At 72.8% G+C, this 13,206-nt stretch carries 13 protein-coding genes; 6 read left to right on the forward strand and 7 right to left on the reverse strand.

The annotated features are described in order from the left end of the window. The first annotated feature begins 5 nt into the window (after positions 1–5). Entirely contained in the window at positions 6–1,382 is a 1,377-nt protein-coding gene (locus AOK11_RS07470) for an NAD(P)/FAD-dependent oxidoreductase (RefSeq protein ID WP_055592851.1), read from the forward strand. A 141-nt stretch (positions 1,383–1,523) separates the two neighbouring features. Continuing rightward, entirely contained in the window at positions 1,524–3,791 is a 2,268-nt protein-coding gene (locus tag AOK11_RS07475; RefSeq protein ID WP_055592852.1) for an FUSC family protein, read from the forward strand. A gap of 107 nt (positions 3,792–3,898) precedes the next feature. On the opposite strand, the gene AOK11_RS07480 is transcribed toward AOK11_RS07475, so the two are convergent. The 3 genes from AOK11_RS07480 to AOK11_RS07490 all read right to left on the reverse strand — a co-directional run bounded on the left by AOK11_RS07480 (position 3,899) and on the right by AOK11_RS07490 (position 5,820). Next, positions 3,899–4,330: a hypothetical protein gene (locus AOK11_RS07480; RefSeq protein WP_055592853.1), complete on the reverse strand. Its 432-nt coding sequence runs from the start codon at positions 4,328–4,330 to the stop codon at positions 3,899–3,901. After that, positions 4,327–5,172: a SigB/SigF/SigG family RNA polymerase sigma factor gene (locus AOK11_RS07485; protein ID WP_055592854.1), complete on the reverse strand. Its 846-nt coding sequence runs from the start codon at positions 5,170–5,172 to the stop codon at positions 4,327–4,329. The genes AOK11_RS07480 and AOK11_RS07485 overlap by 4 nt, the downstream gene beginning before the upstream one ends. A gap of 204 nt (positions 5,173–5,376) precedes the next feature. Continuing rightward, the gene (locus AOK11_RS07490; protein ID WP_055592855.1) at positions 5,377–5,820 is read right to left on the reverse strand and encodes an ATP-binding protein; all 444 of its coding nucleotides are present in this window, start codon (positions 5,818–5,820) and stop codon (positions 5,377–5,379) included. Between the two features lie 453 nt (positions 5,821–6,273). On the opposite strand from AOK11_RS07490, the gene AOK11_RS07495 reads away from it, so the two are divergent. Beyond that, complete coding sequence (locus AOK11_RS07495) at positions 6,274–6,729, forward strand: cyclic nucleotide-binding domain-containing protein (RefSeq protein ID WP_055592856.1); 456 nt, start codon at positions 6,274–6,276, stop codon at positions 6,727–6,729. 42 nt (positions 6,730–6,771) lie between these two features. Here the strand turns inward: AOK11_RS07495 and AOK11_RS07500 are convergent, their stop codons facing one another. Continuing rightward, positions 6,772–8,049 carry an MFS transporter gene (locus AOK11_RS07500; protein ID WP_055592865.1) on the reverse strand — a complete coding sequence of 426 codons (1,278 nt, stop codon included), beginning with the start codon at positions 8,047–8,049 and terminating at the stop codon, positions 6,772–6,774. 185 nt (positions 8,050–8,234) lie between these two features. Beyond that, positions 8,235–8,852, reverse strand: coding sequence for a LysE/ArgO family amino acid transporter (locus AOK11_RS07505; RefSeq protein WP_055592857.1), 618 nt, complete (start codon positions 8,850–8,852; stop codon positions 8,235–8,237). A 70-nt stretch (positions 8,853–8,922) separates the two neighbouring features. Between AOK11_RS07505 and AOK11_RS07510 the strand changes: the two genes are divergently transcribed. From AOK11_RS07510 to AOK11_RS07520, 3 genes are all read left to right on the forward strand, one after another. Further along, positions 8,923–9,819, forward strand: a complete 897-nt coding sequence (locus AOK11_RS07510; RefSeq protein WP_055592858.1) for a LysR family transcriptional regulator ArgP — start codon at positions 8,923–8,925, stop codon at positions 9,817–9,819. A 154-nt stretch (positions 9,820–9,973) separates the two neighbouring features. Further along, on the forward strand, positions 9,974–10,219 hold the full coding sequence (locus AOK11_RS07515; RefSeq protein WP_055592859.1) for a WhiB family transcriptional regulator: 246 nt from the start codon (positions 9,974–9,976) through the stop codon (positions 10,217–10,219). 112 nt (positions 10,220–10,331) lie between these two features. After that, on the forward strand, positions 10,332–10,691 hold the full coding sequence (locus tag AOK11_RS07520) for a DUF488 domain-containing protein (RefSeq protein ID WP_055592860.1): 360 nt from the start codon (positions 10,332–10,334) through the stop codon (positions 10,689–10,691). 78 nt (positions 10,692–10,769) lie between these two features. Here AOK11_RS07520 and AOK11_RS07525 read toward each other — a convergent pair whose 3' ends face one another. Together AOK11_RS07525 and AOK11_RS07530 are read right to left on the reverse strand one after the other, a co-directional pair. Beyond that, complete coding sequence (locus AOK11_RS07525; protein WP_055592861.1) at positions 10,770–12,443, reverse strand: FAD-binding dehydrogenase; 1,674 nt, start codon at positions 12,441–12,443, stop codon at positions 10,770–10,772. A gap of 17 nt (positions 12,444–12,460) precedes the next feature. Further along, positions 12,461–13,075 carry a TetR/AcrR family transcriptional regulator gene (locus tag AOK11_RS07530; RefSeq protein WP_206188797.1) on the reverse strand — a complete coding sequence of 205 codons (615 nt, stop codon included), beginning with the start codon at positions 13,073–13,075 and terminating at the stop codon, positions 12,461–12,463. Positions 13,076–13,206: the final 131 nt, after the last annotated feature.

The following is a 13,206-nucleotide window of genomic DNA, read 5'->3' on the forward strand; positions in this document are numbered from 1 at the left end:
AAGGGATGGACACCGTGACACGACCCAGGATCCTGGTGGTGGGCGCAGGATTCGCCGGAGTGGAGTGCGTTCGCCGACTGGAGCGGAAGCTCTCCCCCGACGATGCCCGGATCACCCTGGTGACGCCGATCTCCTACCAGCTCTATCTGCCGCTCCTCCCCCAGGTCGCCTCCGGTGTGCTGACCCCGCAGTCGGTCGCCGTGTCGCTGCGCCGCAGCGCGAAGTACCGCACCCGGATCATCCCGGGCGGTGCCATCGGCGTGGATCCGAAGGCCAAGGTCTGCGTCGTCCGCAGCATCACCGGCCGGATCGTCAACGAGCCGTACGACTACATCGTGCTGACCCCCGGCAGCGTCACCCGTACCTTCGACATCCCCGGGCTCACGGAGCACGCGTTCGGCATGAAGACACTGGCCGAGGCCGCCTACATCCGCGACCACGTCATCGCCCAGCTCGATCTCGCCGACGCGAGCGAGGATCCGGCCGAGCGGGCCTCGCGGCTGCAGTTCGTGGTGGTCGGCGGCGGCTACGCGGGCACCGAGACCGCCGCCTGTCTGCAGCGGCTGACCCATGCCGCCGTCGAGCGCTACCCACGGCTGGACCCGGGCCTGATCAAGTGGCATCTGATCGACATCGCACCGAAGCTCATGCCCGAACTGGGCGAGAAGCTCGGGCGCAGCGCGCAGGAGATCCTCACCCGGCGCGGTATCGAGATCTCGCTGGGCGTCTCCATCGCGAAGGCGGGACCGACGGAGGTCACCTTCACCGACGGCCGGGTGGTGCCCACCCGCACCCTCATCTGGACGGCCGGCGTGGTCGCCAGCCCGCTGATCGCCACGCTCGGCGCGGAAACCGTACGCGGGCGGCTCGCGGTCACCGCGGACATGTGCCTGCCGGGCGCGGACGGGGTGTTCGCCCTCGGTGACGCCGCGGCGGTGCCCGACCACGCCAAGGGGGTGGAGGGCGCGGTGTGCCCGCCGACCGCGCAGCACGCCCTACGGCAGGGCAAGCAGGTGGCCGACAACGTCATCGCGACGCTGACCGGCCGCCCGCTTCGGCCGTACCACCACAAGGACCTCGGGCTGGTCGTGGACCTCGGCGGCACCGACGCCGTCTCCAGGCCGCTCGGCGTGGAGCTGCGGGGCCTGCCCGCTCAGGTGGCGGCCCGCGGGTACCACTGGTCGGCACTGCGCACCAATGTCGCCAAGACGAGGGTCATGACCAACTGGCTGCTGAACTCGATCGCCGGCGACGATTTCGTACGGACCGGCTTCCAGGCCCGCCAGCCCGCCAAGCTGCGGGACTTCGAGTACACGGACGTCTATCTGACCCCGGAGCAGGTGCGGGCGCACGTCGAGGAGGCGGGCCTGCCGGCACGCTGACCCGGTCCCCGCCGCCGCTCCGCCTTTTCGCGGGCCGTGCCCGGCCGGTCTTCCGGCCGATGGAGCCACCCGGCAGGTCAATGACGGCACATGCCATGCTTGCATCCTGATCAACGCGAGCGACGGGGAGTGTGCGGCGGCGTGAAGGCGGCGGGGCGCTCGGTACGGACACGGCTGGGGGACCGCCTGGCGGCGTCCGATCCCGGGATGCTGCGGATGACGGCCGGGCTCCGGATGGTGGGCTCCCTCGCGCTGACGCTGGCCGTGCTCGCCGTGACGGGGGCCGGTGTCACCCAACTGGTGGCGGGGGCGATGACCGCGGCGGTCGCCAACTTCGCCATCCGGGAGAAGCGGCGCGGGGCCCAGGCCGTCACGCTCGCCCTCGGTCTGCCGGTGGCGATGGTGTCCGTGTCGCTGGCCGCGGTGCTGAGCGAGCGGACCACTGCCGATGACCTCTTCTTCGTCGTCCTCATCTTCTGCGCGATGTACGCCCGCCGGTTCGGCGACCGCGGGACCGGGCTCGGGCTGATCGGCTTCCAGGTCTATTTCGTGTCCCTGTTCATCGGCGCGTCCGTCGACGGACTGCCGGGGATCTGGGCCGCCCTGGCCGTCGCGTTCGGATGCAGTGCCGTCCTTCGGTTCGCCGTCGTCCCGGTGACCCCGGCCGGGCTCCTCCTGCGGTTGCGGGAAGCCTTCCGTGCCCGGCTGGCGCAGCTCGTGACGGCGCAGCTGGCACTGCTCGACGCCGACGGCGACGGGGTGGACGAGGCTCTGGCGGACGTCCGCGCGGGCACGGCCCGGCTGCACGAGACGGCCCTGATGATCCAGAGCCGGCTGGAGCGGGGCACCCCCGACGCGTCGTCGGCACGGCTGGTGCAGCGCCGGATCGCGGAGGCCGAGGTCTCCGCCGAGCGGCTCGGCCTGCTGCTGCTCACCGCCCGCAGCGCCGAGCGCGCGGACACGCTGACCCTGCATCTTCCGGGGGCGCCCGCCCCGGAGGCCGGCCGTATGCCCCCGCCCGACGAGGCCACCGCGGCGCTGCGCCGCGATCTGCTCTCCCTGCGCACCCAGGTTCTGCACGCCGGGCCCGGGGTGGGGGGAACGTCGATCGCGCATGTACGCAACCGGCTGCTCTCCTACCGGGACGAGGAGAACCTGCCGGCCTGCTCCCCGGCCCTCCAGGACGTGTTCCGGGCCATCGGCGAGACGTCCCGCGCGGTGATGGGCCTGCGGATCGCCCTGGACGGCCCGCAGGACGAGTCGGACGACACCCCCTCGACGGCCCGCTCCCGGGAGGAGCTGGACGCCGAGGACGCCGCGATCGAAGCCGTCGAGGAGAACGAGCCCGCCGAGGAGGCCAAGGGGCTGCGACGGCCCACCACCCGGGCCGCCGTCCAGGTCGCCGTGGGTTCGTCGCTGGCCATCGCCGGTGGTGAGCTGCTGTCCTCCCAGGGCTGGCACTGGGCGGTCCTGACCTGCTGGCTCGTCTTCATCAACACCGAGTCGACGGGCGAGATCCTGGTCAAGAGCTACCGGCGGCTGCTGGGGACGGTGCTCGGCGTCGTCGCCGGCATCGTGCTGGCGGGACTGGTGGGCGGGCACACCTGGACCGCGTTCGCCCTGATGCTGGTGCTGATCTTCGCGATGGCGTACACGGCCCCGCTCTCGTACACGCTGATGTCGTTCTTCGTGACCGCGATGGTGGGGCTGCTGTACACGCTGCTGCACACCTACAGCTGGGAGGTGCTGGTCCTGCGCGTGGCCGAGACCGCGCTGGGCGCCGCCTGCGGGGTGTTCGCCGCGTTCCTGGTGCTGCCGGTGCGTACGGACCGGCGGACGAACGAGTTGCTGGGCGCCGTGCTGGAACGGCTCACCGAGGTCACCGAGGCCGCCGTCGACCAGCTCAGCGGCGGGCCCGCCGTCGATCTGCTGGACCGGGCGCGGGAGCTGGACGAGGCGCTGGGCGAGCTGCGCGCCGCGACCAAGCCGCTCACTCATCCGGTCACTCCGCTGCGGGGCCGGCGCGACACCGCGCGGTACGTCGTCGCGCTCCTGGAGACCTGTGCGTACCAGGCGCGTTCGCTGGCGGCGACGGCCGAGCTGTTGCCGGCCCATCCCTCGATCGCGGCGGATCCCCGGCTGCGCGGGGCGGCGGCGCGTACCGTGCGCAACATCGCGACGATCGCTGCCCGGGTCGCGGGCGAGGACGCCACGGCCGGGATCGAGACGGGGCCGAGCTTCGCCTCGCTGCTGGGCGGTTCCGGCGGCGACGGCGCGTCGCGCTACGGCCGGATCACCGGCCGGGTGCTGCGGCATCTGGAGCGGCTGGACGAGGCGGTGGTGGGCCTCGCCCGCCCGCTGGACGTCCCGCTGGCGAGCGACGGCCGAAAGGCGACGGCCGAGCGCTGAGGGCCGCGTGCTCGGAGGACCCAAGCGGCAGATCCGGTCGTCGCGGGCAGCGGGTGGCGGGTTCGGGAGGCGGTGACCGCCGGGGCAGAGGTCGGTGACCGCTCGGCTCAGAAGTCGGTGGGAAGACCGCTGGCCTCGGCGATGCCGCGCAGTTCGTCGTTCTGCCGGTGGCGCTGCCTGATGTAGTCGGCGATCTCGTCGAGGCGGGACGGATCGGCCGCGGTCGTCGCGTCGGTGACCACCCTGACCGGTCCGCTCTCGTCGACCTCCAGCTCGACCACCTCGTTGTCCATGCGGCCGGTGACGGCCGTGGCGATGACGAGGGCGGCCTCGTCGCGGACCTCCTGGGGCAGTTCCTCGTCACCGCCGTCCAGGGCGAGGTCGAGACCGGACAGCCGGTGCTCCTCGATCGCCCGGAGGACCGGCTCCACCACGCGGAGGAGCAGGCGGTAGTCCTCGGTGTCCATCCGGATGCTCAGGAGGTCGAGGTAGACGTCCACGGGCCGGCCGTCCTCCGGCGGAATCTCGGATTCACTCATCGGCTCCGCGCTCCCCTCATGCGGCCGCCCAGGGCGTCGGCGCGTACCCGGGCGCAGCTCCGGCTGATCAGCCGGGAGACGTGCATCTGGGAGATTCCCAGCTGGGCGGCTATGCGGCTCTGTGTCATGTCCTCGAAGAAGCGCATGTACAGGATGGTGCGCTCGCGTTCCGGCAGGCGGCGCAGGCCCTCCTTGGCGGACTCACGGTCGACCACGATGTCGTAGGACGCGTCCGAGGCGCCCAGGGTGTCGGCCAGGCTGTAGCCGTCGTCGTCGGGCGACATCTCCGCGTCCAGCGACAGGGTGCTGAAGCTCTCCAGCGCCTCCAGCCCGGCCGTGACCTCCTCCTCGGTCAGTCCCGTGTGCCGGGCGATGTCCGCCGGGGCGGGTTCGGGACTGCCGGGCGTCTGGGTGAGGTCCCGCCGGGCGATCCGTACCTTGTTCCGCAGTTCCTGCACGCGGCGGGGCACCCGCAGGGCCCACATCCGGTCCCGGAAGTGCCGCTTGACCTCGCCGGTGATGGTCGGGACGGCGTAGCTCTCGAAGGCTCCGCGGTCCGGGTCGAAGCGGTCCACCGCCTTCACCAGGCCCAGTGCGGCCACCTGGCGCAGGTCCTCGACGGATTCGCCGCGGTCGCGGAAGCGGCCGGCGATGCGGTGGGCCATGGGCAGCCACGCGGTGACCAGCTCGTCGCGTACGGCCTCCCGCTCGGGACCGTCCTCCAGGGAGGTCAGCCGGGTGAACAGGGCGGCGGTGTCGGGGGCGTCGTCGTGCCTCCGGCGGGTTCCTGCGGTCGTGGGGGCGAGGGTGTCGGGGCGGTCGGTGGACGTTTCTATGAGCATGCGGTTTCGCTCCCGAACAGTTGTTGTCATGGGCGATCTACCGTGGGGCGGCCGCTGTGAGGACGTCCGGAGTGGGTACCACAGCAGCCATGCCTCTTCCGGCGGCGCGCCGTCGGTCCGAGGCACGACCCTCCGACTGCCCGGTGCCCGGTGGCGCAAACTCCGCTTCCCCGCACAAATCCGGGAAAAGGTTCCGGCGGCAGGTCAGGGCAGGGGGACCAGCGCGCTGATGCACTTGCCGCCCGCGGGCAGGTCCCGGACGCGGATGTCGCGGGACAGCCGGCAGACGATGGGCCAGCCGTGACCGCCAGGCGTGAGGCGTCCCTGCGGGCCGGCCGCCGGCCGGGCGACGGGCAGGTCCGTACTGCGGTCGCTCACCGACACCCGTACGCCGGGGCCGGCGACGTCGACCCTGACGTCGGTGACGCCGCCGCCGTGCAGGATCGCGTTCGTGGTGAGTTCGGAGGCGACGAGCAGGGCGTCCGCGAGGGCGGCGGTGTCGCACGGGGTGTGCGTGGCGCGGCAGCGTTCGCACACCGCCCGCTGCACGGCCTCACGCACCTGGGCCGGCCGGTAGGGGCGCTGGAGTGCGGCCCGGACGGTGCCGGGAGGTTCCGTGGACGGCCCTTCCGTGGTGAGCGGTTCCATGGCGGGTGGCTCCGTGTCGGCTGAAAACATGTGCTCCTGGCACATTGGTCGGCTCCCTGCTCTATGAGAAAGGTCACCCCCTTTCGGCTGACCCCTCATGGCACCGGCAAACCTTTCGGCCCGTTCCGGAACGGCTGCCGTCTCCACGGTGCGCCGGGGCGGCCGGCCGGCTCGACGGATGCGGCGACCGCCGCCCGGAGTGAAACAGGTCACGCGACCCGATTCCGGCGGCACGAGCCCCGAAAAATGGTTTATCGTTCACGCATACGTGGTGACGGAGTAGACGACCGTCCTCCCTGACCACCTTTTGCGGCCCTGGCTGGTTTCCCCCGTCCAGCCAGGGCTTTCAACTTCCCGGACCACGGCCTCCGCCGTCGCCGAGGTGCCCCGGGCGGCGGCAGCGGCTCCAATGGACAGAGGACCGTCCGATGGCCCGGCGAGGAGCCCCGCCCCATGACCAAAGCGATCAAACTCCTGACCGCCCTGCCTCCGCCGCAGCGGGAGCGCATGATGGCGCTCGCGCGAGAGGTGTCCTTTCCCGAGGACACCAGGATCTTCGAGCCGGGAACCACCGCCGATCGCTTCTGGGTCATCCGCTCCGGGGCGGTGTCGCTCGATCAGCGGGTGAACCAGTTCCAGCGGGTCACGGTCGCCACGCTCGGCGCGGGCGACCTGCTGGGCTGGTCCTGGCTCTTCCCGCCCCACGAGTGGGACTTCGGCGCCGAAGCCTTCAGCCGGGTCCGCGCCTACGAGTTCGACGCGGAGGCCGTCCTGCGGCTGTGCGAGGAGGATCCGGCGCTCGGGCTGACGCTGGTGCGCTGCGTCGCCGAGATCCTCGCGCACCGGCTGGAGGCGACGCGGGTACGGCTGATGGAACAGCCGGCGACGCGTACCCGCAAAGTCCTCTGAAGCCCGCTCCGGCGGGTCCTGCCGGAGCAGGGCGCGCTCGTCTCACACCCGGTAACGGCGCAGCGCCGGTATCGCGGCGGCCAGGGCGAGCATCACCACGACGACCAGGAGCCCGCCGCCCGCCACGGCCGTACGGGGGCCGAGGGAGGAACCGGCGGTGCCGTGCAGGACGTCGGCGAGCCGGGGACCGCCCGCGACGACGACCGTGAAGACGCCCTGCATCCGGCCGCGCATCTCGTCGGTCGCGGCGGAGAGCAGGATCGCCCCGCGGAAGACCATCGAAACCATGTCCGCGACGCCGGCGACGGCGAGGAAGGCCACGGCGATCCACAGGCTGTCGCTGAGCCCGAACCCCGTGATGGCGACGCCCCACACCACCACGGACCCGATGACCATCCAGCCGTGCCGCCGGGCCCGGGAGAACGTGCCGGAGAGAAGTCCGCCCAGCACCGCGCCGATCGGGATCGCGGCGAACAGCATCCCCAGCGCGATCCCTTCACCGTAGGGGGCGTACGTCTCGGCGGCGAGCTGCGGGAACAGGGCACGGGGCATGCCGAGGACCATGGCGACGATGTCGGCGAGGAAGGACAGCAGCAGCACCGCGTGCCCGGCGATGTAGCGGAACCCGTCCACGATCTCCCGGATGCCCGCGCGCCGCGCCACCGCGGCCCCGAGCGGTGGCAGGGCGGGCAGCCGGTACACCGCCCAGACGGTGACGCACAGCGCCAGCGCGTCGATCAGATACAGCTCCGCCAGCCCGACGACCGGGATGAGCGCGCCCGCGAGCAGCGGTCCCGCGATCTGGCCGGTCTGCATGACGGTGGAGCCCAGGGCGTTGGCGGCGGGCAGTTCGTCCTCGGGGACCAGGCGGGCGATGGAGGCGCTGCGGGCCGGGGCGTTCAGCCCCCAGAACGCCTGCTGCACCGCGAGCAGGATCATGAGCACGGCCACGGAGTCCAGCCCGGCGGCGGCCTGCGCCCAGAAGAGCACCGAGGTGACGGCGATTCCGGTGTTGGTGATCAGCAGGAGGGTGCGGCGGTCCATGGCGTCGGCGATCGCGCCGCCCCACAGCGCGAAGACGATCAGCGGCAGCAGTCCCGCCAGGCTCGCGGCGCCGACCCAGGCGGAGGAGCCGGTGATGTCGTAGATCTGTTTGGGCACGGCGACGGCGGTGAGCTGGCTGCCGACCGCGGTGACGATGGTGGACGTCCACAGCCGGCGGTAGGCCGGGCGGCGCAGGGGCCGGGTGTCCATGGCCCAGCGGCGCAGGCCGCGTGGCCGGGACGGTGCGGACGGTTCCGTCGGCACCGCCCCGGCCACGGCCGGCTCGGGTGGGCCGGGTGGCGCGGACGCGGCCGGTCCGGACACGGCCCGCTCGGGGGCGGGCCCCTCGGCCCGGGGTTCGGTGCTGTTCTCGCTGGGGTCCACGACCGTCCCGGTTGGTGACTACATCTTGTTTCCGGGGATCACTATGGCAGCACCCGCGGCGGCACTCGCCCGCCGCCTCAGCTTCCGGCGATGAGCGTGCAGCCGAGGACGATCATGGTGGCGGCGACCAGGCCGTCCAGGACCCGCCAGGCGGCGGGCCGGGCGAGGAAGCGGCTCAGCAGCCGGGCGCCGAAGCCGAGGACGGCGAACCAGCAGAGGCTGGCCAGCACCGCGCCGAGCCCGAACGTCCAGCGCAGCGGCCCGTGGTCGGCGGCCACGGAGCCCAGCAGGAACACGGTGTCGAGGTAGACGTGCGGGTTGAGCCAGGTCATCGCCAGGCAGGTGAGTACGGCCCGGCGGCGCGAGGTCACGGCCTCGCCCTCCGTCTCGAGCCCGGCCCCGGCCGGCCGGATCGCCCGCCGCGCGGCCAGGACGCCGTAGCCGAGCAGGAACACTCCGCCGATCCAGCCGACCGCGGTCAGCGCGCCGGGCCAGGCCACGACCAGTGCGCCGACCCCGCCGACACCCAGGGTGATGAGCAGCGCGTCGGACACCGCGCAGATGCCCACAACGGCGAGCACCGCCTCGCGGCGGACGCCCTGGCGCAGGACGAAGGCGTTCTGGGCGCCGATGGCGACGATCAGGGAGAGGCCGGTGCCGAATCCGGCGGCGGCGGTGGTCAGGGCGGCGGTCATGCACAGGACGCTAGAGGCCTCGCCCTGCCGCAGTACAGCTAATGATTCTTACGTACCCTTAGCCGATGTGATGGACGACCTTCCGCTGGACCAGGTACGGACCCTGCTCGCCGTGGTGGACGAGGGCACCTTCGACGCGGCGGCCGCGGCCCTGCATGTGACGCCCTCCGCGGTGAGCCAGCGGGTGAAGGCGCTGGAGCAGCGCACCGGGCGGGTGCTGCTGCTGCGGACCCGCCCGGTGCGGCCGACCGAGTCGGGCGAGGTGCTGGTGCGGCTGGCCCGCCAGGTGGCGCGGCTGGAGCGGGACGCGTACGCGGAGCTGGGGCTGAGCTCGGCCGGGGAGCCGACCCGGGTGTCGGTGGCGGTGAACGCGGACTCACTGGCGACCTGGTTCCTCGGGGCTCTCACCCGCGTCCCGGCCGAGCTGTGCCTCCGCTTCGAACTGCGCCGCGAGGACGAGTCCCACACCGCCGCGCTGCTGCGGGAGGGAGCGGTGATGGCCGCGGTGACTTCCTCGCCGGACGCGGTGCCCGGCTGCTCCGTACGACTGCTGGGGCGGATGCGCTATCTTCCCGCGGCCAGCCCGGAGTTCGCCGCGCGGTACCTCGCCGGGCCGCTGGAGGAGACGCTGCCGCGGGCGCCCGTGGTGACCTTCGACCGGCGGGACGACTTCCAGGATGCCTTCGTCCGCCGGCTCACCCGCGGCCGCACCGGGGCGAGTACCGGCCGGCACCTCATTCCGACCTCGGAAGGGTTCGCCGAGGCGGTCGCCGCGGGTCTGGGCTGGGGCATGGTCCCCGAAACGCAGGCCGACCCCCTGCTGCGGGCCGGCCGGCTCACCGTCTTCGCCCCGGACCGCGCGGCCGACGCGCCCCTGTACTGGCAGCAGTGGAAGCTGGACTCCCCGGCCCTGGCGGCGGTGGCCGAGGCGGTGGCGGCAACTGCGGTGACTGCACTGCGGAGTTGAGAAGTCGGTACCGTGCGCCCCTCGCCGGCCGGCCGACGGATCCCAGGGTGACGCGCCTCACCGAAGCCGCTGTTTCATCCCGTGCCGGCAGGTGACCCGTAACGGAGTACGGCACCCCAAGGGTGCGTATCCACTGCGAATCAGGTGATTTTCCATGGACGACTGGCGGACCCGCGCGGCCTGCCGGGACGAGGATCCCGACCTCTTCTTCCCGATCGGGACCTCCGGCCCGGCCCTTTTCCAGACGGAGCAGGCGAAGGGGGTGTGCCGACGCTGCCCTGTCCAGCAGCAGTGCCTGGACTGGGCGTTGGACACAGGGCAGTCCCTCGGGGTGTGGGGCGGCACGAGCGAGACGGAGCGGCGCGCGCTGAAGCGGCGCCTGAAGGCGCGCCGCGCCTGAGGCGGGCCCGCGTTCCGCCCTGCCCGTCCGCCCTGCCCGTCCGGCCTGCCCGCCGTGCCCGGCCCGGTGGGCGGCGTTAGGCTCGCCGGGAGAGCGCGGGAAGGGACCGATCATGAGCGTGCGTGTGCGCCGTGTCTACGAACCACCCGAGCCGGACGACGGGATCCGTGTCCTGGTCGACCGGCTGTGGCCGCGTGGCCTGGCCAAGGACCTGGCCCGCGTGGACGAGTGGCCCAAGGGCCTGACGCCGTCGACGGACCTGCGCCGCTGGTACCACACGGGCGAGCGGCCGTACGAGGAGTTCCGCGGGCGCTACGAGAAGGAGCTCGCCACTCCCGAGGCTGCCGAACTCCTCGAACACGTAAGGGATCTGGCCACGCGGGGCCGGGTGACTCTGGTGACCGCGGCCCGGGAGCCGGAGACCAGCCACGCGGAGGTGCTGGCCCGCCTCCTCGACGACCGGCACGGCTGAATCCTCCGACCGCTCCGGCGTGTCCGAGGCGCCGGAGCGGCGGGCGGCAGCCGTGTCACACGGCCCGCCCCGAACCGGCTACGCCGTCTGCCGCGCGGCCGCCCGGCCCGCCGCGCGGCCCGAGAAGAGGCAGCCGCCGAGGAAAGTGCCCTCCAGGGCGTTGTAGCCGTGGACGCCTCCGCCGCCGAAGCCCGCGACCTCGCCCGCCGCGTACAGTCCCCCGATCGGCCTGCCCTCGCCGTCCAGCGCGCGGGAGTCGAGGTCGGTCTGGATGCCGCCGAGGGTCTTGCGGGTGAGGATGTGCAGCTTGACGCCGATCAGCGGGCCGGCCGCGGGGTCGAGGATGCGGTGCGGGGTGGCCACGCGGCCGAGGCGGTCGCCTATGTAGCGGCGGGCGTTGCGGATGCCCTGCACCTGGGCGTCCTTGCTGAAGGAGTGGTCGAGCTGCCGGTCGCGGGCCTCGATCTGGCGCCGGACGGCGGCCGCGTCGAGGAGCGGCTTGTCGGTGAGGGCGTTCATCCGCTCGACGAGCTGCTCCAGGGCCGGGGCGGTCACGAAGTCCGCGCCCTCGCGCAGGAAGGCGTCGACCGGGCCGGGGGCGCCCTTGCCCAGGACGCGCTCGCGCAGGAACCCGGTCCGGTCCTTGGCGGTGATGTCGGGATTCTGCTCGGACCCCGACAGCGCGAACTCCTTCTCGATGATCTTCTGGGTGAGAATGAACCAGGAGTGGTCGTGGCCGGCGATGTCCTCGGTGGTGCGCAGGTGCTCGAGCGTGCCCAGGGTGTCGTAACCGGGGAGGCAGGGCTCGGGCAGCCGGCGGCCGAGGGCGTCGAACCACATCGAGGACGGTCCGGGAAGGATGCGGATGCCGTGACCGTGCCAGACCGGGTCCCAGTTCCGTACGCCCTCGGTGTAGTGCCACATCCGGTCCCGGTTGACCAGGCGCGCGCCCGCGCGCTCGCTGATGCCGAGCATCCGCCCGTCCACGTGGGCGGGGACCCCGGTGACCATCTTCCGGGGCGGGGTGCCGAGCCGCTCGGGCCAGTGACGGCGGACGATGTCGTGGTCGGCGCCGATGCCGCCACTGGTGACGATCACGGCCTGGGCGGTGAGTTCGAAGTCACCGATCGCCTCGCGGCTGGAGGCGACACCGCGCGGGGCGTCGTCCGGGGCCAGGACGACGCCCCGCACTCCGCTCACGGCGCCGTCCTGGACGACCAGTTCGTCGACCCGGTGCCGGTGGTGGAAGGTGAGCAGACCGTCGCGCGAGGCCTGCCGGGCATGGCCGACGAAGGGTTCGACGACGCCGGTACCGGTGCCCCAGGCGATGTGGAAGCGGGGCACGCTGTTGCCGTGCCCGTCCGCGCGGAGGTCACCGCGTTCGGCCCAGCCGACGGTGGGCAGGAAGGAGATGCCGTGCCCGGTCAGCCAGGACCGCTTCTCCCCCGCCGCCCACTCGACGTAGGCGCGCGCCCAGCGCACCGCCCAGGTGTCCTCGTCCTCGAGCCGGTCGAACCCGGCGCTGCCCTGCCAGTCGCTCCAGGCCAGGTCGAAGGAGTCCTTGACGCCGAGGCGCCGCTGCTCCGGGGAGCCGACGAGGAACAGCCCGCCGAAGGACCAGAACGCCTGTCCGCCGAGGTTGGCGGCGTTCTCCTGGTCGACGAGGGCGACCCTGCGGCCCCGGCTGGTCAGTTCGTGGGCCGCGACCAGGCCCGCGAGACCCGCTCCGACGACGATGACGTCGGCATCCATGGCGAGAAGTCCCTTCCTCATCCGCGTCGGTGCGCGGCCGATTCGGCGCTGCCGTCGGTCAGCAGCGCCGTCAGCAGTTGCTTCAGCCAGGCGCGGGCGTGCTCCACGTCCCCGTCCAGCAGCAGTTGGGTGGTGACTCCGTCGTACGCGGCGACCACGGCGTGCGCGGCGCCCTCGACGGTGCCGAGAACGGCGGGCAGTGCGGTGTGGCCTCGGGCCCGGTCCAGGTGGTCCGCGATGGCGCGGCGCAGCCTGGCGCGGTGTTCCAGCAGGGTGCGGGAGACGTCGGGGTCGCGGGCGGCGCGCACCAGGAAGTCGGTCTTCACCAGCAGCCAGTCCCGGTCGAGCAGCAGCACCTCGGTGACGCGGTCCACGGTGGCGGGCACGTCGAGGTCGGGGCCGCCACCGGCGAGGGCTGCGGAGACCTGCGCGGCGATGAGTTCGGCGCGCTCCGTGTACAGGGCGAAGAACAACTCGTCCAGGGTGGCGAAGTTCGAGTAGAAGGCACCCCTGCTGTATCCGGCGGCCTCGCAGACCTCCTCGATCGAGACGTGTCCGAAGCCCTTGGCCGCGAACACGGCGAACGCCGCCCGGAGAAGGTCGGCGCGCGTGCGGACGCGGCGTCTGGTCACCCGCCCGGCCCCGCGCCCCGTGCTGCCGTCCCCGGTCACCCCGCCACCTCCGTTCGATACGCGAACGTATCCGATACACCGATGTATCCATAGCCCTCGGCGACGGGAACTTCCCGATCCCGGCCGAACAC

The organism is Streptomyces hirsutus (genome assembly GCF_001418415.1).
GTDB lineage: Bacteria > Actinomycetota > Actinomycetes > Streptomycetales > Streptomycetaceae > Streptomyces > Streptomyces hirsutus.

Coding starts and splice junctions, on each gene's coding strand:
- AOK11_RS07510 (WP_055592858.1), top strand. CDS start 8,923: ATGGACGACCTTCCGCTGGACCAGGTACGGACCCTGCTCGCCGTGGTG.
- AOK11_RS07520 (WP_055592860.1), top strand. CDS start 10,332: ATGAGCGTGCGTGTGCGCCGTGTCTACGAACCACCCGAGCCGGACGAC.
- AOK11_RS07515 (WP_055592859.1), top strand. CDS start 9,974: ATGGACGACTGGCGGACCCGCGCGGCCTGCCGGGACGAGGATCCCGAC.
- AOK11_RS07485 (WP_055592854.1), bottom strand. CDS start 5,172: ATGCTCATAGAAACGTCCACCGACCGCCCCGACACCCTCGCCCCCACG.
- AOK11_RS07495 (WP_055592856.1), top strand. CDS start 6,274: ATGACCAAAGCGATCAAACTCCTGACCGCCCTGCCTCCGCCGCAGCGG.
- AOK11_RS07490 (WP_055592855.1), bottom strand. CDS start 5,820: ATGGAACCGCTCACCACGGAAGGGCCGTCCACGGAACCTCCCGGCACC.
- AOK11_RS07480 (WP_055592853.1), bottom strand. CDS start 4,330: ATGAGTGAATCCGAGATTCCGCCGGAGGACGGCCGGCCCGTGGACGTC.
- AOK11_RS07505 (WP_055592857.1), bottom strand. CDS start 8,852: ATGACCGCCGCCCTGACCACCGCCGCCGCCGGATTCGGCACCGGCCTC.
- AOK11_RS07470 (WP_055592851.1), top strand. CDS start 6: ATGGACACCGTGACACGACCCAGGATCCTGGTGGTGGGCGCAGGATTC.
- AOK11_RS07525 (WP_055592861.1), bottom strand. CDS start 12,443: ATGGATGCCGACGTCATCGTCGTCGGAGCGGGTCTCGCGGGCCTGGTC.